16 protein-coding genes are annotated in these 21,464 nt (G+C 68.1%); 9 read left to right on the forward strand and 7 right to left on the reverse strand.

Annotated features, from left to right (window positions below):
• Positions 1-162 precede the first annotated feature (162 nt).
• Positions 163-348, reverse strand: coding sequence for a hypothetical protein (locus BFF94_RS29940; RefSeq protein WP_006480515.1), 186 nt, complete (start codon positions 346-348; stop codon positions 163-165).
• Between the two features lie 209 nt (positions 349-557).
• Here BFF94_RS29940 and BFF94_RS29945 point away from each other — a divergent pair, with 209 nt between their 5' ends.
• Both BFF94_RS29945 and BFF94_RS29950 read left to right on the forward strand, forming a co-directional pair.
• Complete coding sequence (locus tag BFF94_RS29945; protein WP_128848757.1) at positions 558-1,316, forward strand: DeoR/GlpR family DNA-binding transcription regulator; 759 nt, start codon at positions 558-560, stop codon at positions 1,314-1,316.
• Between the two features lie 105 nt (positions 1,317-1,421).
• Positions 1,422-3,209: a phospholipase D-like domain-containing protein gene (locus BFF94_RS29950; protein WP_128848754.1), complete on the forward strand. Its 1,788-nt coding sequence runs from the start codon at positions 1,422-1,424 to the stop codon at positions 3,207-3,209.
• Between the two features lie 72 nt (positions 3,210-3,281).
• Here BFF94_RS29950 and BFF94_RS29955 read toward each other — a convergent pair whose 3' ends face one another.
• The 3 genes from BFF94_RS29955 to BFF94_RS29965 form a co-directional block, all read right to left on the reverse strand.
• Positions 3,282-3,956 carry a TetR/AcrR family transcriptional regulator gene (locus BFF94_RS29955; protein ID WP_219140149.1) on the reverse strand — a complete coding sequence of 225 codons (675 nt, stop codon included), beginning with the start codon at positions 3,954-3,956 and terminating at the stop codon, positions 3,282-3,284.
• Positions 3,957-4,071: 115 nt separating this feature from the next.
• A complete protein-coding gene (locus tag BFF94_RS29960) occupies positions 4,072-5,340 on the reverse strand; it encodes an NAD(P)/FAD-dependent oxidoreductase (RefSeq protein WP_219140150.1) in 1,269 nt (422 codons plus the stop codon).
• Positions 5,341-5,478: 138 nt separating this feature from the next.
• Entirely contained in the window at positions 5,479-7,065 is a 1,587-nt protein-coding gene (locus BFF94_RS29965) for an amino acid permease (RefSeq protein ID WP_219140151.1), read from the reverse strand.
• A 647-nt stretch (positions 7,066-7,712) separates the two neighbouring features.
• On the opposite strand from BFF94_RS29965, the gene amaB reads away from it, so the two are divergent.
• On the forward strand, positions 7,713-9,224 hold the full coding sequence (gene amaB, locus BFF94_RS29970; protein ID WP_128841516.1) for an L-piperidine-6-carboxylate dehydrogenase: 1,512 nt from the start codon (positions 7,713-7,715) through the stop codon (positions 9,222-9,224).
• Positions 9,225-9,330: 106 nt separating this feature from the next.
• Here amaB and BFF94_RS29975 read toward each other — a convergent pair whose 3' ends face one another.
• A complete protein-coding gene (locus BFF94_RS29975) occupies positions 9,331-11,778 on the reverse strand; it encodes a DUF3772 domain-containing protein (protein ID WP_219140152.1) in 2,448 nt (815 codons plus the stop codon).
• Positions 11,779-12,247: 469 nt separating this feature from the next.
• Here BFF94_RS29975 and BFF94_RS29980 point away from each other — a divergent pair, with 469 nt between their 5' ends.
• The 4 genes from BFF94_RS29980 to BFF94_RS29995 all read left to right on the forward strand — a co-directional run bounded on the left by BFF94_RS29980 (position 12,248) and on the right by BFF94_RS29995 (position 17,696).
• Positions 12,248-13,666, forward strand: a complete 1,419-nt coding sequence (locus BFF94_RS29980) for an MFS transporter (protein ID WP_128841517.1) — start codon at positions 12,248-12,250, stop codon at positions 13,664-13,666.
• Between the two features lie 385 nt (positions 13,667-14,051).
• Positions 14,052-15,362 carry a hypothetical protein gene (locus BFF94_RS29985; protein WP_219140153.1) on the forward strand — a complete coding sequence of 437 codons (1,311 nt, stop codon included), beginning with the start codon at positions 14,052-14,054 and terminating at the stop codon, positions 15,360-15,362.
• 160 nt (positions 15,363-15,522) lie between these two features.
• The gene (locus BFF94_RS29990) at positions 15,523-16,635 is read left to right on the forward strand and encodes a porin (protein ID WP_128841518.1); all 1,113 of its coding nucleotides are present in this window, start codon (positions 15,523-15,525) and stop codon (positions 16,633-16,635) included.
• An 8-nt stretch (positions 16,636-16,643) separates the two neighbouring features.
• Complete coding sequence (locus tag BFF94_RS29995; protein ID WP_219140154.1) at positions 16,644-17,696, forward strand: nucleoside hydrolase; 1,053 nt, start codon at positions 16,644-16,646, stop codon at positions 17,694-17,696.
• Between the two features lie 30 nt (positions 17,697-17,726).
• Here BFF94_RS29995 and BFF94_RS30000 read toward each other — a convergent pair whose 3' ends face one another.
• Positions 17,727-18,638 carry a LysR family transcriptional regulator gene (locus tag BFF94_RS30000; protein ID WP_128841519.1) on the reverse strand — a complete coding sequence of 304 codons (912 nt, stop codon included), beginning with the start codon at positions 18,636-18,638 and terminating at the stop codon, positions 17,727-17,729.
• A 94-nt stretch (positions 18,639-18,732) separates the two neighbouring features.
• Here BFF94_RS30000 and BFF94_RS30005 point away from each other — a divergent pair, with 94 nt between their 5' ends.
• Both BFF94_RS30005 and add read left to right on the forward strand, forming a co-directional pair.
• Positions 18,733-20,082, forward strand: coding sequence for an NCS2 family permease (locus tag BFF94_RS30005; protein ID WP_128841520.1), 1,350 nt, complete (start codon positions 18,733-18,735; stop codon positions 20,080-20,082).
• A 45-nt stretch (positions 20,083-20,127) separates the two neighbouring features.
• Complete coding sequence (gene add / locus BFF94_RS30010; protein ID WP_128841521.1) at positions 20,128-21,228, forward strand: adenosine deaminase; 1,101 nt, start codon at positions 20,128-20,130, stop codon at positions 21,226-21,228.
• A gap of 31 nt (positions 21,229-21,259) precedes the next feature.
• Here add and BFF94_RS30015 read toward each other — a convergent pair whose 3' ends face one another.
• Positions 21,260-21,409 (reverse strand): hypothetical protein, encoded by a 150-nt coding sequence (locus tag BFF94_RS30015; RefSeq protein WP_201260349.1) that lies wholly within the window; start codon positions 21,407-21,409, stop codon positions 21,260-21,262.
• Positions 21,410-21,464: the final 55 nt, after the last annotated feature.

Genomic DNA, 21,464 nt, shown 5'->3' on the forward strand with positions numbered 1-21,464 from the left:
GCATGCCGCGGCCATGCGTCGCGCGCTGCCTTGGCTGCAAGCGGCGGCCGCGGACACGATGCGTCGCAGGTGCGGCTGCGTGCCGGCCGTTCGGTTATCGGCCGGCCGGGTGAAAGCACCGCGGCATGAAGGCGCGCCGTGGCGCGCGGAAAGGAAGGGCGATCAGTCGATCGAGAACGTGTCGAGCGGCTGGTTGGCACGCGCGTCGGTCGCGAAGCGCGCGGCGAGCTGTTCGTAGAGCCGGCGCGCCTCGTCGAGCGTCAGGTCGATCCAGTACGGATCGCCGGCCGCGTCGTTGAGCCGTTCGGGCGGAAACTGGATTTCGATCACACTGCCTTTGCGATACATGGCGTGAGCCCTTTTGGTTTGGCCTGTCGTTCGGCGAAGCGCAAAGTGTAGCAATCGGCGCCGCGTCGATTCACGCGCGTCGGGCAATACAGAATTTCGCTTTCGGGAAGCACGGCCGGCTTGGCTTCCCGCCGCCGTCAAATGGTCGTCAAGCGGCCGTAATACAATGGCCGGCTTACTCATTACCGGTCGCCTCGGGCGCACACGCGATGCTGGCGGAACAACGTCATCAATACATCCTGTCGGAGCTTGGACGGTCGGGCGCGTTGTCGGTCGCGGAACTCGTGCGTTCGCTCGACGTGTCGCGCGAGACCGTGCGGCGCGACCTGAATGCGCTGGCCGCGCGCGGCCTGCTCGTGATGACGCACGGCGGCGCGCTGGCCGCCGACCGCCGCGAGCCGAGCCTGTCCGAGCGCGAAGCCGCGAACGCCGAAGCGAAGCGCGCGATCGGGCGGCGCGCGGCCGAATTCGTGCCCGACGATGCATCGGTGCTGATCGATTCGGGCAGCACGCCGCACGCGGTTGCGCTTGCGCTTGCCGACCGGCACCGGCTGTCGATCTACACGAACGACTGGCGCACCGCGTTCGTGCTCGCGCGGCGCAACGGCAACCGCGTGACGCTGCTCGGCGGCGAGCTGTCCGACGACGAGGACGCCACCTTCGGGCTCGACACGATCCACCAGCTCGCGCAATACCACGTCGATTTCGCGTTCGTCGGCGCGGGCGGCATCACGCCCGACGGCGAATGCACCGACTACTCGCGGCTCGCGGCCGAGGTGCGCAGCCGGATGATCGCGGCGGCCGGCACGGCGATCATCGTCGCCGACCATTCGAAATTCGGCCGCGTGACGCCGGTGCGGATCAACGGCACGGCCGCCGCCCGCTATCTGGTGACCGAACGCATGCCCGACAAGGCCGTGCGCCGTGCGCTGACCGCGCGCGGGATCGAACTGCTCGTGTGCGGCTGACGCGCGTCCGACATACAAGGTTCATCGAACCGTCATCCCGCGGGAAGAACCGCCGTCAACACTGACCCATTCATCTCGACGGGCCGCAAGGCCAGGGAGCAACGAATGACCGTCAGCGTGCGCAGCTATCTTTCCCCCACCCTGGTCCTGCTGGCCTTCGACTGGCCCGATGCGGCGTCGCGTGCCGATTTCCTCGGCTTCGCGATCCGGCGCACGCCGGGCTTCTGGTCCGCCGACGGCAAGACACGTGCGCCGGACAGCTGGCTGCCGAACCGCCTGACGTTCGACGGCCCGGCCGCCCACACGCAGGGCGATGCGCCGACCGACCAGGCGCCGATCCAGAAATTCATGTGGTGGGACGCGCGCATCGATCCGCAGGACCGCGACGCGTCGTTCCGCTACGACGTGTATCCGGTCGTCGGCACGCCGGCGAACCTGCAGGTGCTCGACGCGGAGGCCGGCGTGTGCAACGTCGTGCTGCCGGCGCACATCGAGGACGGCATCGGCACGTGGTTCAACCGCGCGGTGGTCAGCTCGCAGGCGTTCGCGAAGCAGGTCGCGGCGCTGGGCCTCGCGCCGAATGCGGCGCCGAGCGATGCGCAGGCGCTGAAGCTGCGCACCTGGCTCGCGAACGACATGGAGCAGGTGTTCACGGAGATGCTCGACCCCGCATCGCGCGCGGCGTCGGCCGTCTATCACCTGACCGACACGCTGTGGGCGCTGCCCGCGTTCGAGGCGTTCGGGCGCAAGCACGGCGAGGCGTCGCTCGCGATTGTCTACGACGCGCACACGACGGCGCGCAAGGGCAAGCCGCCGCTGCCTTCGCCGAACCAGCCGGCCGTCGACGCGCTGCAGGGCCTCGCGACGCTCGCGCCGCGCGACAAGACGCACATCATGCATGACAAGTTCATCGTGACCGATGCGCCGTCGAACCCGGCACCCGCGCGCGTGCTGACCGGCTCCGCGAACTTCACGACCGAGGGGCTCACGGAGCAGGCCAACGTGCTGCACGCGTTCGACTCGCCCGCGCTTGCGGCGCTGTACAACGACCGCGCGCATGCGTTGGCCGCGAATCCGCCGATTGCCGAGACGGCGCGGCTGTCGTCGGGCTGGTCGGCGCCGATGACGGTCGGCAGCGCACAGGTGCGCGTCGCGTTTTCGCCGGAGCCGGCGGGGCAGCGCACCGAGATCGACACGATCGTCGCCGCGATCGCGGCCGCGAAGCATTCCGTGTCGTTCTGCCTGTTCATGCCGACCGATGCGGCGCTGCGCGACGCGTGCTTCGCGGCCGGCGACCGCGGGCTGATGATGTTCGGCCTCGTGAACCGGATCAACGCCGGCAGCGCGACGAAGGCCGATGCCGCGCAGCAGGACGGCCAGACGCTCGATGCGGCGACGCTCGCGAACCTCGAGCTGTACCATCGCCAGCGCGACCATCGCGACGTGATCGATGCCGCGTATTTCTCGCCGGCGACCGTGCCGCAGGGTTTCGAGCCGGAGCTGCGCCTCTTTCCGGGCGAACCGGCGCCGGCCTATCCGCCCGTCGTGATCCATCACAAGTTCATCGTGATCGATGCGGAGGGCGCGAATCCGGTCGTCTATACGGGCTCGGCGAACATGAGCCGCAATTCGGAGCAGTACAACGACGAGAACCTGCTCGAGATCCGCGATGCGAGGATCGCCGCGATCTATCTCGCGGAATTCCTGCGGCTCTACGAGCACTACCGCGCACGGGCGCTGGCGATCGATGCGAAGCAGCACGGCACGGGGACGGACACGCATCCGCGGCTCGCGCTCGCGCCCGATTCGAGCTGGGCGAAGAAGTATTACGTGGCGGGAAGCCCGGAAGAGAAGGCGCGGATCGCGCTGGCGTCGACCGCGCCGACCGATTGAAGCGCTGACGAGCGAAGGGCACGGAGGTTTCGTGCCCGGCGTGCGCTGCCCGGGAAGCCGGGCAGCCGCCGCTTACGCGGCGACGTAGCGCAGCACGGCGTCGGCGATCGTGTCGCGATGCCGCGCGCGCAGGCGCGGCGCCGACGGGTCGCGCCCGAACGCGGCGCCGAACGTGTAGCGGTTCGACACGCGGTGGAAGCAGAACGAGCTGATCAGCAGGTGCAGGTCGAACGCGTCGATGTCCGTGCGGAACGCGCCGCTTGCCGCGCCGCGCTCGACGAGTTCCTCGAGCGTCTTGATGATGCTGACGTTGCGGTTCTTGAACGACTTGAGCTGTTCGAGATACTTCGCGCCGTGGATGTTCTCGATCGACACGAGGCGGACGAAGTCACGATGCTTGTCGTGATAGTCGAACGTGAATTCGACGAGGCGGCGCATGCCTTCGCGCGGCTCCATGTCGCCGACGTGCAGTTCCTGCTCGAGCGCGCGGATGTCGCCGTACACCTTCTCCAGCACGGCCTCGTACAGGCCTTCCTTGCTTTCGAAGTAGTAGTAGAGCATCCGCTTCGTCGTGTTCGTGCGCTCGGCGATCGCGTCGACGCGCGCACCGGCGAGGCCCATCGCGGAGAACTCCTGCGTGGCGACATCGAGGATGTTGCGCTTGGTTTGCTCGGGATCGTATTTGCGCCGCGCTTCGGACGCAAGCGCGCGGGTATCGGACGTGGCGGCCTTGCTTCCTGCTTTCATGTGACTTTGTTGTGGGTTCGCGGCGGCTTGGAAAAGGCATTCTAGCATGCGGGAAATCCCCGCCAGGCCGACCTCCCGCTCTAATCGGCAGGGTCGTTTCGGCCGCCGCGGCCGCTCAGCGGCGGCAGGACGCGAGCGCGTCGCGGGCCTGGTACGCCGTGTACGTGAGCTGCGCGGCGGCGAGGCCCGCCAGCCCGAACGTGCGCGTGAGCCCGAACGCGGCGAAGCCGTCCGGCACCGGCCGGCCTTCGGCCAGCGCGGCCGCGAGCGCTTCGCCGGCGACCGTGGTCGGCGCCATCCCGTGGCCGCCGAACGCGATGGCGTGCCACACGCCGTCCGCGTCGCGGCCAATCTGCGGCATCTTGTGCCGCGCGTAGCTCATCAGCCCGCCCCACGCGTAGTCGACCTTCACGTCTTCGAGCTGCGGATACACGCGCAGCAGGTCGCGCCGCAGCAGGCGCGCGATCGCGTCGGGGCCGCGGTCGAGCACGGAGATCCGGCCGCCCCACAGGATGCGCGTGTCCTTCAGCGGGCGGTAGTAGTCGAACGCGAAACGCGTGTCGTAGATCGCGTACGGCGCGTCGATCGCGTCCGGCAGGCGGGCGCCGAGCGGTTCGGTCGCGATCACGTAGGTCGCGATCGGCAGCACCGCGCGTTCGATGCGCGGCGACACGCCGCGCGCGTAGCCGCCGCCGGCGAACACGACGTCCTTCGCGCGCACCGCACCCTGCGCCGTGCGCACGACGTACCCGGCGCCTTCGCGCGCGATGCCGAGCGCGGCCGAGCGCTCGTACACGCGCGCGCCGCCGCACGACGCGGCCGCCGCGACGCCGAGCACGTACTTGAGCGGATGGAAGTGGAAGGCGTTCGGCTCGAACAGGCCGCCGTAATAGCGCTGCGTCTTCAACCGCGCGCGCAGCGCGTCCGTCGCGACGGGTTCCCAGTCGACGTCGAATTCGCTTTTCATCAGCGTGCGCACGCTGTCGAGCCTGGAGGGATCGTCGAACCAGTTCGCGAGCATCACGCCCTGGTCGACGATGTCGCAGTCGATTCCGTAGCGCGCGATCCGCGTGCGGATCAGGTCGACCGCATCGACGGTGAGCCGGTACAGCCGGCGCCCTTCGTCGCGGCCGAGCGTGCGCAGCAGGTCGGCGTTGTCGAGGCTGTAGCCGCCGAACACGAAGCCGCCGTTGCGGCCCGAGGCGCCGAAGCCGACCCGTTCGCTGTCGAGCACGACGACGTCGTGCACGCCGCGCTCGACGAGGCCGAGCGCCGTGCACAGGCCGGCGAGGCCGCCGCCGACGATGCAGACCTGCGTGTCGATCGTGCCGGTGAGTTGCGGGTAGGGCTGGCGGGTAACGGTGGCTTCGTAGAAGTTCTGCATGCGATTTCGTTGACTCGTAACGGCGGAAAAACGGACGGCGCGCGTCGATCTTGCCTGAACGCGCGCGTTGCGTCGAATGGAGGTGATCGGGAGGTGCCGGCGGCGGCGTTCAGGCGGCCGCCGGCACGCGGTGCGACGTCACGCGCCCGGCGTCGGATTCGCGGGGCGGGCGAGGTAGCCCGGGCGGGCGGCGTGGGCCGGGGTGTCGGACGTCGGCCCGGGCATGGCGTTGCGCTCGATCCACGGCGCGATCTCCATGTCCTCGTAGCGGACCAGGCGGCATTTGCGCACGAGCGCGTAGCCGAGCCAGATCACGAGGAAGAACGGGACGCCGATATAGGTCGCGGCGACGCCCACCCAGTCGATCTTGTCGCCGAGGAACGCCTGGTAGTCCTGGCCCAGCGCGATGACCGCGCACAGCACGAACGCGAAGATCGGCCCGAACGGGAACCACTTCGAGCGGTACGGCAACTGGTCGAGGCGGTAGCCCTGCTTCAGCAGGCCCTTGCGGAACCGGTAATGGCTGATCGCGATGCCGAGCCAGGTGATGAAGCCGGCCATGCCCGACGTGTTCAGCAGCCAGAGGTAAACCGTCTTGTCGCCGTACAGCGACGTGAGGAAGCAGAGCGCGCCGATGGCCGTCGTCGCATACAGCGCGTTGCGCGGCACGCCGCCCGGCGACAGCTTCGCGAACAGCTTCGGCGCGCGGCCTTCGACCGCGAGGTTGTAGAGCATCCGCGTCGACGCGTACATGCCCGAGTTGCCGGCCGACAGCACGGCCGTCAGGATCACCGCGTTCATCACGCCGGCCGCGACCGCGAGGCCCGCGTGGCGGAACACCAGCGTGAACGGGCTCACGCCGATGTCGGTCACGTCGCTTTTCAGCAGGCTCGGGTCGGTGTACGGAATCAGCACGCCGATCACGACGATCGCGAACACGTAGAACAGCAGGATGCGCCAGAAGATCTGGCTCACCGCGCGCGGGATCGTCGTGCGCGGGTTCTCCGATTCGCCGGCGGCGACGCCGATCATTTCGGTGCCCTGGAACGAGAAGCCCGCGATCATCGCGACGCCCATCAACGCCGGCAGGCCGCCCGCGAACGGTGCGTCGCCGATCGTGAAGTTGGTCCAGCCCGCGTTCGGGCCGCCCTTCAGAATGCCGAAGATCATCAGCAGGCCGACGCCGATGAACGCGACCACGGTGACGACCTTGATCAGCGCGAACCAGTATTCGGCCTCGCCGAAGCCGCGCACCGACAGCGCGTTGAGCGCGAAGATCAGCACGAGAAAGAGCGCGCTCCACCAGACGCCCGGCACGTGCGGGAACCAGTAATTCATCACGAGTTGCGCGGCGACCAGCTCGACCGCGAGCGTGACGGCCCAGCTGTACCAGTAGTTCCAGCCGATCGCGAAGCCGAAGCCTTCGTCGACGAACTTCGAGCCGTAGGTCGCGAACGAGCCCGACACGGGCATGAACGCGGCCATTTCGCCCAGGCTCGTCATCAGGAAGTAGACCATCAGGCCGATCAGCATGTATGCGGCGATCGCGCCGCCGGGGCCGGCCTGCGAGATCGATGCGCCGGATGCGACGAACAGGCCCGTGCCGATCGAGCCGCCGATTGCGATCATCCGCAGATGGCGCGCCTGCAGGCTGCGGTGGAGGGACGGCTTCGCGGGGCGCGAGCCGGACGAGTCGGGGGAATCGGGGCGGGCATCTGAATGCATGGCGGGTGCTGGGCGCTGTCTCCGGGATTGTTTTTGGCTGCGAAGCGCAACTCGCCGCCGGCCGCCGGCCTGCCGGCAGCGGTGCCGCGCGGCACCGCTCGGGCGAACCGGGCCGCGACGCGCGTCGCGCTCGCCTGTCGTCCGGCTCCATGGCGGACGGACGTCGGCGCGCCGGGTGCGGTGCACCTCGACGCGCCCCGATTGTGTGGGGCCCGGGGGGCGCGGGGCAAACGATATTTGGGAACAGAGTGATGCAACTTTGTCATCAACTCATGGGCCGGCGGGCGAGGCCGGCCGACCCCCGCCGGCGGGCTGCGGCACGTGTCTGGGACACGTCCTGATGCGGTCCTGGAAGGGCGGGATTCGTCCAGCCGGGGTGTTGCGTTTTCGGAATGAAGTCGTGAGTTAATATCAATAGCGGCCCGACTTGTGGCCGCCGACAATGTGATTCATGGATCGTGCCTCGCGAGGCGAGGGCGCGCCGGCCGGCCGGGGTTTCCGGCGGCGGCGCACGACGATGCGCCGTGCGGCGCACCGGGCTGGCCGAGGCGCGCATCCGCTTGCACAAGGCGCGCGAACGCGCTCCAATCGAATCACGCGGGCGGCGCTGCCGCCGCACCGATCAATCTGTCCCTGAAGAGGAAGTGATGCAATTCAACGACATTCTTGCCGCGCTCGATATCGATCTCGCCCAGTGGAAAGGCAATGCGCTGGCCGCGCGTTCGCCGCTCGACGGCGCGACGCTCGCGACGCTGGCCGTCGACACGCCCGCCGACGCCGAGCGCAAGATCGACGCCGCGCACGACGCATTCCTCCAGTGGCGCACCGTGCCGGCGCCGGTGCGCGGCGAGCTCGTGCGCGTGTTCGGCAACGTGCTGCGCGAGCACAAGGCCGAGCTCGGCCGCCTCGTCACGCTCGAGGCCGGCAAGATCACGTCGGAAGGCCTCGGCGAAGTGCAGGAAATGATCGACATCTGCGATTTCGCGGTCGGTCTGTCGCGCCAGCTTTACGGCCTCACGATCGCGTCCGAGCGCCCGGGCCACCGGATGATGGAAACGTGGCACCCGATCGGCGTGTGCGGCGTGATTTCGGCGTTCAACTTCCCGGTCGCCGTGTGGGCGTGGAATGCGGCGCTTGCGTTCGTGTGCGGCGATTCGGTCGTGTGGAAGCCGTCCGAGAAGACCCCGCTCACCGCGATCGCCTGCCACGTGCTGCTCGAGAAGGCGATCCGCGAGTTCGAGAAGACGCATCCGGGCGTCGCGCCGAAGGGCCTGAGCCAGCTGGTGCTCGGCATGCGTGATGTCGGCGAGGTGCTGACGGCGTCGAAGAAGGTGCCGGTCGTCAGCGCGACGGGCAGCGTGCGGATGGGCCAGGAAGTCGCGAAGGTGCTGAGCCAGCGTCTCGCGCGCGGCATCCTCGAGCTCGGCGGCAACAACGGGATGATCGTCGCGCCGAGCGCGGATCTCGACCTCGTCGTGCGCGCGGTCACGTTCGCGGCGGTCGGCACGGCCGGCCAGCGCTGCACGACGCTGCGCCGCCTGATCGTGCATCGCAGCCTGGTCGAGCAACTGCTGCCGCGCATCGAGAAGGCCTACACGTCGGTGAAGGTCGGCAACCCGCTTGAAGAAGGCACGCTCGTCGGCCCGCTGGTCGACCGCGCGTCGTTCGACGCGATGCAGAAGGCGCTGGCCGATGCACGCGAGCAGGGCGGCGAGGTGAAGGGCGGCGAGCGCATCGACATCGGCCATGCTGATGCGTACTACGTGCGCCCGGCAATCGTGCGGATGCCGAAGCAATCGTCGGTGGTCGAGCGCGAGACGTTCGCGCCGATCCTGTACGTGATGGTGTACGACAACTTCGAAGACGCGATCGACGTGCACAACGCGGTGCCGCAAGGCCTGTCGTCGGCGATCTTCACGAACGACATGCGCGAGGCCGAGCAGTTCATGTCGGCAGCGGGCAGCGACTGCGGGATCGTCAACGTGAACATCGGCACGAGCGGCGCGGAGATCGGCGGCGCGTTCGGCGGCGAGAAGGAAACGGGCGGCGGCCGCGAGTCGGGTTCGGATGCGTGGAAGGCTTATATGCGTCGCGCGACGAATACGATCAACTACAGCCGTCAACTGCCGCTGGCGCAGGGCGTGAAGTTCGACGTGTGATGCAGGGCGCCCGAGCGGGCGCCGCGCATGAGTGGAAAGGGCCGGTTGCCGCGATGCGGCGCCGGCCCTTCGTTCGTCTGCGCGACGGCCACGCGTGCGAGCCGCGTCAAGCGTCTCCCGCTGCCGGCAGGTTCTGCACGACCAGCATCTGCGGGCTCGACAGCGTGATCCCCGCCGCGCGCAACTGCTTCAGGATCTCGAACAGCAGATCGCTCTTCGTCGAACCGGCGATCCGCGGGCTCGACACGTAGCCCGTCACGCTCAGCGTGATCCCCTCCGGCGTGAGCTGGCTGAACGTCACCGACGGCGCCGGCTTGTCGAGAATCGCCTCATGCGCGCCATACGCGTCGAGCAGCAGGTCGCGCACCTGCTCGGGATCGGTATTCAGCGGGAAGGTCAGCACCAGCGTCGCGACACCCTGTGTGCTGTTGCCCATCGTCACGTTGCGCAGGTTCTGCGAGATCAGTTGCGAGTTCGGCACGATCACGGTCGAGCGGTCGCTGAGCTGGATCTCGGTCGCGCGCACGTTGATGCGGCGGATGTCGCCTTCGACGCCCGCGATGCTGATCATGTCGCCCACCTTCACCGGGCGCTCGGTCAGCAGGATCAGCCCCGACACGAAGTTCTTCACGATCTCCTGCAGGCCGAAGCCGATACCCACCGACAACGCGCTGACGATCCACGCGAGGTTGTTCCACCTGACGCCGAGCAGCCCGAGCGTCATCAGCACGAGCAGCACGTAACCGACGTTGGTGAACAGCGTGATCAGCGACACGCGCATCCCCGTATCCATGCCGAGCGCGGGCATGAATTCGCCGTCGAGCCAGCGGCGCAGCGAGCGCAGCAGGTAGAAGCCGATCGCGAACCCGATCACGGCGTTCAGGATCCGGTCGGGCATGATGTTCAGGCTCTGCAGCCGCTGGCTGCCGATCATCGCGACCGCACTGTCGAGCAGGTCGCTCGGCGTCGTGCCGAAGCCGCCCGTCAGCAGCGCGATGGCCGCGATCAGCATCAGCAGGCTCGTGCCGAAACCGGACAGGACCGTGCGGGCCTGGTCGAGGTGCCGGTCTTCGAGCGCGAACAGGTGCTTGATCTGCTGGCCCGTCGACAGGTTCGGCGAGAACAGGCTTTCGCTCGCGTCGCGCGTCAACTGGATCAGGATGTAGGTGGCGCACAGCACGATCTCGAACCACACGAGCTCGTAGGTGATGAAGCGCGCGACCGTGATATAGCCGATCAGGAGCGCGATCAGCGACGTGACGATCGCCAGCGTGACGCCGGCATGGATCAGCCCGGCGAGCGTCGAGCGCTGCTCGGGCGCCTCGCCGGCCGCCGCGAGCACGCTGCGCGCGCGGTTCGAGCGCAGCAGCGACGCGCCGACCGTCAACGCGACGACGAGCGACACGATGCCGCGACCGAACAGCGTGACCGACAGGCTGGTGTCGACGATCCGGTTGATCGATTCGAGCGTGCCGGAGATCAGCAGCAGCGCGGCCAGGATGCTGGGGAACGGCTTCATCGCGAGCGCGACGGGATCGGCGAGTGCGGGCAGGCGCCACGACGGATGCTTGGTGCAGAGCAGCGCGCGGCCGAGCCCGGCGATCAGTGCGCAGGTCGCGGCGAGCTTCGCAAACTGGTCCCACAGATCGGTCAGCGAAGTGGTGAGCTCGTAATGTCGCGCGACGGCGAGGTAGAGGATCTGAATGGCAATGGCCGTTGCCAGGAATGTCGACAGCACGGTCGACAGCGCCAGCGCGCTGCGGCGCAAGCGGGTGTGCGGCAGGCGGTTCAGGGCGATCCATGCGAGCCCGCGCTCGATGAGCCGGCGGCCGCCGAGCCACGCCGCGAACGCGGCGATCAGCAGCAGCGTGGTGATCGCTCGTTGCCCGGGCACCCAGGACGAGCGCAGCATGTCGAGCATTTCGTTGTCGAAATCATCGAGCCGCTGGCGGTCGTCCGGCGAAACGTGGAACAGCGGCAGCCAGAACTGCGCGCTGAAGATGCCGCCCGAACGAAATGCGAGCTGGTTCTTCAGCAGGCCGCGATGCAGCTTTGCGAACTGATCGGTCAGGTTCGCGAGGTTGGTCTTCTGGTCGGTGGCCTGTTTCAGCGCCGCATCGAGCTGCGTCTTGCGCGCGTTCAGCGTCGCCCGCTGTTTCGCGACGGCCGGCGCTTCAGGGGCGGCGCCCTCGGCGGGCGGCGGGCCGAGCACGTCGAGTTGGGCCTGGATCTGCGCGCGTTGCGGAGCGAGATCGCTCTGCAGCTTCGCGACATCGGTGCTCAGCTCCTGCGTCGCATCGCCGAGCGCATCCAGCTCCTTGCTGTTGGACGCGGTCGAGGTCTGCTGCTTGATGCGATCCAGTTCGGCCTGCATCTGCTTGAGCTGCGCGACGGCATCGCTCGGCGAGATGGCCGGGACGGTCGCGCCGACGCCGCTCGCGATCGAGTCGGATGCGGCTGCCGGAAACGCGGACGCGGACGCGATCGCCGCGAACTGCAGCAGCGCGATCAGCGCGATCCGGCGGGCGTACGGGGATAGTCGTTGTATGAACATGGAATGCTTACGATTTGCCGACAGTGCCGGTTGCCGAAAGGCGTCCGGAAGCCGGTAGTTGGCCCGGTAGCATGTTACCGGGGCGCGGAACGCGTGGTTGTACCGATTGCGCCCGTCGTTCGCGGCGGTTCCTGCGGCGCGCGGCCCGGCGAAACGGCGCGCCGGGCCCGTACCGTCGGGCCGGTGCCGCCGGGCGCGGAGGGGCGGACGGTACCGGGTTGCCGCTTTGAGTGTTTCCCGTACCCGACAGACGGTTACGCAAGTTACACAATATCCGGCGCGAAAACGGGCGCCGAATCGGTTCGGTGCCCGGAATGTGGCGGGCCTGTTGTCGCGTTGCCGATATCGGGGTCGGTGCGCACATGCGCCGGACGGGCGTGTCGGTACAATGCAGCGATTCGCCCGACGGCGGCTCGACGGTCGCCGGACAACAACACACAACACGACACGATCAGGAGACGCGCCCAAGATGGCCTCAACGGACAGCCTTTCGCAGGCACCTGCCCAATCCCAAACCATCGACCCCGGCTCCATCTCGGCCCGCCTCGACCGCCTGCCGCCCACGCGCACCGTGTGGAAGCTTGTCGTGCTGCTGAGCCTCGGCTTCTTCTTCGAACTCTACGACCTGCTCTACAGCGGCTACGTCGCGCCCGGCCTCGTGAAAAGCGGCATCCTGTCGGCGACGACGCACGGCCTGTTCGGCACCACGGGTGTCGCGAGCTTCATCGCCGCGCTGTTCTCCGGGCTCTTCATCGGCACGATCGCGTGCGGCTTTCTCGCCGACCGATTCGGCCGCCGCGCGATCTTCACGTGGTCGCTGCTGTGGTACACCGCTGCCAACGTCGTGATGGCGTTCCAGGACACCGCGGCCGGGCTGAACTTCTGGCGCTTCGTCGTCGGTCTCGGCCTCGGCGTCGAGATGGTGACGATCGGCACGTACATCTCCGAACTCGTGCCGAAGCAGATCCGCGGCCGCGCATTCGCATGCGAGCAGGCGGTCGGGTTCGTCGCGGTGCCGGTGGTCGCGTTCCTCGCTTACCTGCTCGTGCCGCACGCACCGTTCGGCCTCGACGGCTGGCGCTGGGTCGTGCTGATCGGCGCGCACGGCGCGCTGTTCGTATGGTGGATTCGCCGCGAACTGCCGGAAAGCCCGCGCTGGCTCGCGCAGCAGGGCCGGGTCGAAGAAGCCGACCGCATCATGCGCGTGCTCGAGGCGAAGGTCGAAGCCGAATACGGACGGCCGCTGCCGCCGCCCGCGCCGGCCGAGCCCGTGCCGCCGCGCGGCAGCTTCCGCGACATGTGGGTGCCGCCGTATCGCCGCCGCACGATCATGATGACGATCTTCAACGTGTTCCAGACGGTCGGCTTCTACGGTTTCGCGAACTGGGTGCCGACGCTGCTGATCAAGCAGGGCATCACGATCACGTCGAGCCTGATGTATTCGAGCGTGATCGCGCTCGCGGCACCGATCGGCCCGCTGATCGGCCTCGTGATCGCCGACCGCTTCGAGCGCAAGTCGGTGATCGTCGCGATGGCGGCGGCGATCGTCGTCTGCGGGCTGCTGTTCAGCCAGACGACGGTGGGCGCATTCCTGATCGTGCTCGGCATCGGCCTCACGCTCGCGAGCAACATCATGTCGTACAGCTTCCATGCGTACCAGGCCGAACTGTTCCCGACGTCGATCCGCGCGCGGGCCGTCGGCTTCGTCTATTCGTGGAGCCGCTTCTCGGCGATCTTCTCGTCGTTCGTGATCGCGGCCGTGCTGAAGGGCTTCGGTACCTTCGGCGTGTTCGCGTTCATCGCGGGCGCGATGGTGATCGTGATGGCCGCGATCGGGTTCATGGGGCCGCGCACGAAGGGCATCGCGCTCGAAACCATCTCGAAGTAGCGAGTGGTTGCGCACGCATGCCGCACGGTTCGTGCGGCATGCGTGCGATGCGGTTCCGGATGGAAAGCCGCATCGTCGAGATGATTGGGTATGCGAATCGATGGAATCGCGCCATCGTTCCGGATGGAAAGAACGAGCCTCCGGACGCATGCCAGAAAACGCTCAATCGACAAGCGTGCCACGCAACGCCAAAGCGAGCGGCAACGAGTTGCAACAAAGCGTGACGAAGCGCAATCCGCTGAAAATCCGCGACTTTCGTCGCTGACGATTCTTGCGCAGACGCGTAAAATGAAGGGCCTGACGACTCATTAGCCGCCATCGGACCGCACGCGTTGCATCAGCGAACGGCTCCGCCGCGAAGAGGCGTCGGCGCCGGGCGCATACGATGCGCCGGACGTGTCGATGGCCCGCGCGGAAGACGCGCCGCTCGCAGCAGCACCATGCGGCGGCCGGATCGGCCGATGGCTTCGAACCTATGATGCTTTCCCGCTTGACGCGGCGGTTTGCGAAGCCGCGTTGCCTTGCCCGCGCAGTCGCCGTGTCCGTATGGCTCGCTGCCGCCTTGCCGATTTCCGTTCTGGTCGAGCGGCCCGCCTTTGGCGCGTCCGACGCACCGTCGTCCGCTGCTACGTCATCCTCATCAGTTGCGTCGCCTGCATCGGCGGCTTCCCGCGCGCATCCGGCTTCGTCCGCGCGTGCGTCGTCGGGCGCGTCGGGCGCGTCGGCCGCACCCGCTGCGTCGCAGGCGCATCATGCGGAGCCGGCCAGCTCGGCATCGGGCGCATCGGCGGCTTCAGCCGCATCCGCAGCATCCGCGGCAGCGCCTGCGTCGGCCGCTTCCGCCGCTCCCGCCAGCGAGGCCGAGCCGCCCGCGCCAACACCGCCGCGCCGGCATCCTCCTTTGTCGGCCGAAGAGGCGAAAAACGCGACGGCGCGAGCGGTCGACATGCGCAAGCGCTTCACTCAGGAAGTCACGCGGCGCCTGAACGTGCCCGCGAGCGAGCAGCGCGCATACGGCGAGCGGCTCCAGAAGGCGCTCGCCGATGCGGACCTCGGCGATCTCGCAGGCGAATACGTCGCGATGGTCGACCGCACGCCGAATGTGCAGGCGCTGTTCATCTACTTCCGCGCGACGCCGGCCAATGCCTGGCTGATGGTCGGCGCGTCGCCGGTCGCGACCGGGCTGCCGGGCAAGTACGACCACTTCCTGACGCCGCTCGGCGTGTTCCATCACTCGCCCGACAACATGGATTTCCGCGCGGAAGGCACGACGAACGAGAACGGCATTCGCGGCTACGGCCACCGTGACATGCGCATCTACGACTTCGGCTGGGTGGACGGCGAGCGCGGCTGGGGCAAGGGCGGCGTATCGCCGATGCGCTTCCAGATGCATGCGACCGACCCCGACCGCCTCGAAGCGCTGCTCGGCATCCGGCACTCGAAGGGGTGCGTGCGGATTCCCGCATCGCTGAACACGTTCTTCGACCAGCACGGCCTGCTCGACGACGATTACCAGGCGCGTATCGAGGCCGGCAAGTCGCTGTGGGTGCTGCGTCACGATCGCGACATCATGCCGATCGCAGGCCGCTACCTGGTCGTGATCGACAGCGCGCGCAAGGCCCGCCCGGCCTGGGCGCCGATGCCGGGGCGCAAGGCATGGTCGAAGGTGCCGAAGGGCGGCGATACGGCGGACTGACGGCCGGTGCGGCGGGAGCGGGAGGGATCAGGGTGAGAATAAATCCGTTTTATTGACACATAAGAAAAGCAAACTTTTATTATCCGATCCGGGTTCGTATAGTCGAGTCCAGTTCGCGGAACCCTGCCGCGCCTGGACCACCACCGATCACACGACCCGCATGAAAACTCTCTACAAGTTCGCGTCGCTCGCGATGCTCGGCGCCTTCGCGACCCATGCCGGTGCGCAAAGCAGCATCACGCTGTACGGTCTCATCTCGGCCGGCGTCGGGTTCGCGACCAACCAGGGCGGCAAGAATGCCTGGCAGGCGCTGTCCGGCACGAACCAGAACCCGCGCTGGGGGCTGAAGGGCAAGGAGGATCTCGGGCAGGGGCTGTCCGCGATCTTCCAGCTCGAGAACGGCTTCAACGTGATGACGGGCACGGCCGCGCAGAACGGCCGCGAGTTCGGGCGCATGGCCTACGTCGGCCTGGCCGACCGCACCTTGGGCTCGCTGACGTTCGGCCGCCAGTACGACGCGATCCACGACTACATCGGGCCCGTGATCATCGCGAGCAACGGCGTGAACATCGGCGACAACGACAACGGCTACAACGACATCCGCGTGCAGAATTCGGTGAAGTACGTGAGCCCCGTCTACTACGGCCTGAAATTCACCGCGCTGTACGGCTTCAGCAACGCGACGGGCTTCGCGAACAACAGCGCATACAGCTTCGGGCTCGGCTACGAGCAGGGCCCGCTGCGCTGGAGCGCCGTCTACGCGCAGTACAACCATCCGTACAGCGCGACGAACCAGGACGGCGCGATCGCGAACGACTATGCGTCGCCGCTGCTGATCTTCAGCAAGAGTGCGATGTCGCCGGCCGCGTACGCGAGCCGGCAGCGGATCGCGGGCACCGGCGGCTTCTACACGATCGGCCGCGCGCAGTTCGCGGCGATGTTTACCGACGTGCGCTACGATTACCTCGACAATTCGCACCTGCACCTGCAGAACCTCGGCGTGAACGTCGTCTACACGATGACGCCGCAGCTCTTTCTCGGCGCCGCGTATGCGTTCACGAACGGCAAGTACGACGTGATCGACAAGCGTCCGAAATGGCACCAGGTGAACCTGCAGGCCGACTACTTCCTGTCGAAACGCACCGACGTCGCGCTGACGGTGATCGCGCAACAGGCGGCCGGCGACGCGGACCATGCGCAGATCTTCGCGTACGCGCGCTCGACCGGCACGCGCCAGATGATGGCGACGCTCGGCGTCCGGCACGTCTTTTGAGCCCGACCATGACCCATCCGATCGCATCCCGCCGCACGTTCCTGAAACTGTCCGCCGCGTTGGCCGGCACCGCGCTGCTGCCCGAAACGGGCGCGTTCGCGGCCGGCGGAGACGCCGCGCGCCGCACGGTGATCATCGATACCGATCCGGGGCAGGACGACGCCATCGCGATCCTGTTCGCGCTCGGCGCGCAGGACCGGCTCGACGTTCGCGCGCTGACCGCCGTCGCGGGCAACGTGCCGCTCGACCTGACCGAACGCAATGCGCGGATCATCCGCGACTGGGCCGGCCGTACGAAGACGCTGCCGGTCTACGCGGGCTGCCCGCGCCCGCTGGTGCGCGACCTTGTGACGGCCGCGAACGTGCACGGCAAGACGGGGCTCGAAGGCGTCGAGCTGCACGAGCCGCGCGCGCCGCTGGCTACCGGTCACGCGGTGTCGTACCTCGTCGATACGCTGAGCCGCGCGGCGCCGGGCAGCGTGACGCTGTGCGCGCTCGGCCCGCTGACGAACATCGCGACCGCGCTGGTCGAAGCGCCGCAGATTCGCGGCGCGCTGCGCGAAATCGTGCTGATGGGCGGCGCGTTCTTCGAGCGCGGCAACATCACGCCGGCCGCCGAGTTCAACATCTACGTCGATCCGCAAGCGGCCGACGTGGTGTTCGGCAGCGGCGTGCCGATCGTCGTGCTGCCGCGCGACGTCGCGGTGAAGGCGCCGATCACGCCGGCGCGCGTCGCGCCGTTCCGCGCGCTCGGCAATCGCTGCGGCGCGATCGTCGCGGACATCATGACGGCCGAGCTGGCGTACAACAGGAAGCGTCGCGGCGTCGACGACGGGCCGATGTACGACCCGACCGCGGTCGGCTATCTCGTCGATCCGACGCTGTTCGGCGGACGCAAGGTGAACGTGGTGGTCGAGACGACCGGGCAGTGGACCCTCGGAGAGACGATCGTCGACTGGAACGGGCGCAGCGGCCGCGCGGCGAACGCGACGTGGATCAACGAGGTCGACGCGGACCGCTTCTACGCGACGCTCGTCGAGCGCATCGCGAAGCTGCCCTGAGTGCGGGGCGTTGCGCGGCGAACGAAATCATCAGATGTGCTTCGCAATCCACTCGCGGCACGCGCGCACGTGCGGTCCGCGATCGTCGGCGTCGAGCGAGATCAGCGAGATCGCGCGCGTGACGCGCGGTTTGTCGACGCGCAGCGCGACGAGTTCGGGATCGTGCAGATGCATCGTATAGAGGCTCGGCAGCACGGCGGTCGCGAGGCCGTTGCGCGCGAGCGCGTAGAGCGGCTCGGTGTATTCCATCCGGTACGTGACGTTCAGGCGCAGCTTCCCGGCGCCGCCGGTGCGATGCAGCGATTCGCTGACGCTGCCGCGCACGAACACGGCAAGCTCGCGATCGACGAGCTTTGCCCACGTGACGCCTTTTGCGCGGGCGAGCGGATCGTCGTGCCGCACGACGATCACGATCTCGTCCTCGAACAGTTGCTGGTAGCGCAGCGTGCCGTCGTCGCCGTCCGGTTCGCGCACGCCGATGCCGAGATCCGCGACGCTGTCGCGTACGGCTTCGACGAGTGCGCTGTTCGGCAGGTCGGTGAGCGTGAAGCGCAGCGTCGGATGCGCGCCGCGCAGTGCGTTGAGCGCGGGCAGCAGGCGGCCCGCGACCGACGGGATGAACGCGATGCGCACGGTCTGGATGCGTTCGCCGATGAGCCGCGTCATGTCGTCGAAGGTGCCGCGTGCCTGGTTGAGCAGGCGTTCAGCGAGCGGCAGTACGGCTTCGCCCGCGGATGTCAGCGTGAGCCGGTGCGCGGAACGCGCGAACAGGCGCCCGCCGAGCAGGAACTCGATCTGGCGGATCGACGCGGTGAGCGCGGGCTGCGTGAGCGACAGCGCCTGCGCGGCCTGCGTGAAGCTGCGTGCATGGGCGAGCACGACGAAGTGCTGGACCTGCCGCAGCGTGAGCGCGGGCAGCAGCGACGAGCGGTCGGACGACATCGGGCAATAACGGTCGGGATGCGGTACGCGGCAGTATAAGACCGCGCTGCGGGAACCGACACAGGACAATATTCGGAATCACAGGAGAACCACCATGTCAGCGACTGACACGATGCCGGCGCGAGCGCCGGCCAACTGGCTCGAACGCCGCTTCGCGCTCGCCGCGCGCGGCACGAGCGTGCGCACCGAGACGATCGCGGGTGTCACGTCGTTTCTCGCGGCCGCGTACCTGCTCGTCGTGATCCCGTCGCTGCTCGCGACGGGCGGCATGGAGCGCGGCGCGGCGACGACCGCGACGATCGTCGTGTTCGTGCTGTTCACCACGCTGATGGGGCTCTACGCGAACCTGCCGTTCCTCGTCGGCCCCGGCATCGGCGGCTCGGTGATCATCGGCGTGACGCTCGCGACGACGGAGCACGTCGGCTGGCAGACGGGCCTCGGCATCGCGTGCGTATCGGGCGTGCTGTTCTTCCTGCTGACGATCCTCGGCGCGCGCGGCGTCGTGGTACGGCTGATTCCGGTACAGATCAAGCTCGGGCTCGGCGCGTCGATCGGGCTGTTCGTCACGATGCTCGGGCTGCGCAACGCGGGGATGGTCGTCGCGAACGCGAAGACCAACGCGTTCGCGCTCGGCGATTTCTCGCGGCCGGGCGCGCTCGTCGCGCTGATCGGCCTGGCGGTTGCAGTCGTGCTGCAGGCGCGCAAGGTGCCCGGCGCGATCCTGATCGCGATTCTCGTCGCCGCCGCGGCCGGCGTGCCGCTCGGCGTCACGCACTTGCCCGCGTCGCTCGTGTCGCTGCCGCACAGCATCGCGCCGATCGCGTTCAAGCTCGACATCCGCAGTGCGTTGAGCCTGGCCGCCGCGCCGTACCTGTTCGCATTCTTCGCGGCGGAGTTCTTCTCGACGCTCGGCACCGCGCTCGCGGTCGGCGCGAAGGCGAACCTGCTCGACGAACAGGGGAACCTGCCGAACATCAACCGGCCGTTCCTCGTCGATTCGCTCGCCGCGACGCTCGGGCCCGTGTTCGGCATTCCCGCGCTGACCGCGCTGATCGAATCGGCGGCAGGCGTCGAGGCCGGCGGCCGCAGCGGGCTGTCGTCGCTGGCCGCGGCCGTGCTGTTCGCCGCGATGCTGCTGTTCGTGCCGGTCGCGCTCGCGATCCCGAAGGAGGCCACCGCGCCGGCGCTGATCCTGATCGGACTGTCGATGTTCGCGACGATCCGCCACACGCATTTCGACGACTTCACCGATGCGCTGCCCGTGATGTCGATGGTGCTGCTCACGCTGATGTCGAACAGCTTCGGCACCGGCATTGCGGGCGGGCTGCTGTGCTACGTGCTCGTCAAGCTGCTGGCCGGCCGCTGGCGCGACGTGTCGTGGGGGCTCGTCGTGCTCGCGATTCCGCTCGGTTATTACTTCTGGACCGTCGTGAAGCCGCACTGAGAGACGGCTTTACGACGCATCGGCACTACCCAACACGAGACAGAAATGAAGGGAACACCAGGCAACGTCCCGGCCGCGCGCACGGGCATCGAGATCACGCCGGCCCATCGGGCCTTCTTCCACGCGCTGCCGAAGGTCGAGCTGCATTGCCATCTGCTCGGCGCGGTGCGGCACGACACGTTCGTCGCGCTCGCGCAGCGCAGCGGTGCGCCGATCGAGCGCGCGGAAATCGATGCGTTCTATGCGCGCGGCGAGAAGCCGGTCGGCGTGCTGCACGTGCTGCGCGCGCTCGACAAGTATCTGCTCACGCAGCCCGACGACCTGCGGCGGATCGCGTACGAGTATCTGGAGGATGCGGCCGCGCACAACGTTCGGCATGCGGAATTCTTCTGGAATCCGACGGGAACGGTGCGGGTATCGGGCATCGCGTATGCGGACGCGCAGGCCGCGATCGTGACGGCGATCCGCGACGCCGCACGCGACTTCGGGATCGGCGCGCGCCTGATCCCGAGCATCGACCGCGAGCAGGATCCCGACGAAGCGGTTGCGATCGTCGAGTGGATGAAGGCGAATCGCGCGGACGAAGTCGCGGGGCTCGGCATCGACTATCGCGAGAACGATCGGCCGCCGGAACTGTTCTGGAAGGCTTACCGCAATGCACGCGCGGCCGGCTTCCGCACGACCGCGCATGCGGGCGAGTTCGGGATGCCGTGGCGCAACGTCGAGACGGCCGTCGACCTGCTGCAGGTCGATCGCGTCGATCACGGCTATACGATCGTCGACAACCCCGAGCTGTGTGCGCGCTATGCGGAACGCGGGATCGTCTTCACCGTCGTGCCGACGAATTCGTACTACCTGCGCACGCTGCCGCCGGAGCAATGGGCGGCGCGGCATCCGATGCGCAAGATGCCGGGCCTCGGGCTGAAGATCCATCCGAATACCGACGATCCGACGCTGCACAAGGTGAATCCGGATGAGGCGTGGGAGCTGATGTTCAGCCATTTCGGCTTCACCGTTGCCGAGCTGAAACAGTTCATGCTGAACGGGATCGACGGCGCGTGGGTGGACGACGCGACGAAGGCCGCATGGCGTGCGGCGTGGTCGCCGGAGTTCGATGCGCTGGCTGCCACGGTCGCGGCGGGCTGAGTACGTCTGCGCATTTTTGCCGGCCGGCACCTCAGCCGGCCGGCGGCTCGTTCAGGTTCAGGTGGTAGCGCAGGTCGCCCGCGAAATCGAACAGCGCGTAGTCGCGGAACGAAAAGCGCCATACACCGTCGACGCGGTCGAACGCGTCGTGATAGCGGCGATGCTGCCGGCGGACGGGCACGCGACGACGACGCTTCGGTAGACCGGACCGCCGGCGTGGCCCGCCAGCGGCCCGC

Origin of the sequence: Burkholderia catarinensis (genome assembly GCF_001883705.2) — a bacterium.
GTDB lineage: Bacteria > Pseudomonadota > Gammaproteobacteria > Burkholderiales > Burkholderiaceae > Burkholderia > Burkholderia catarinensis.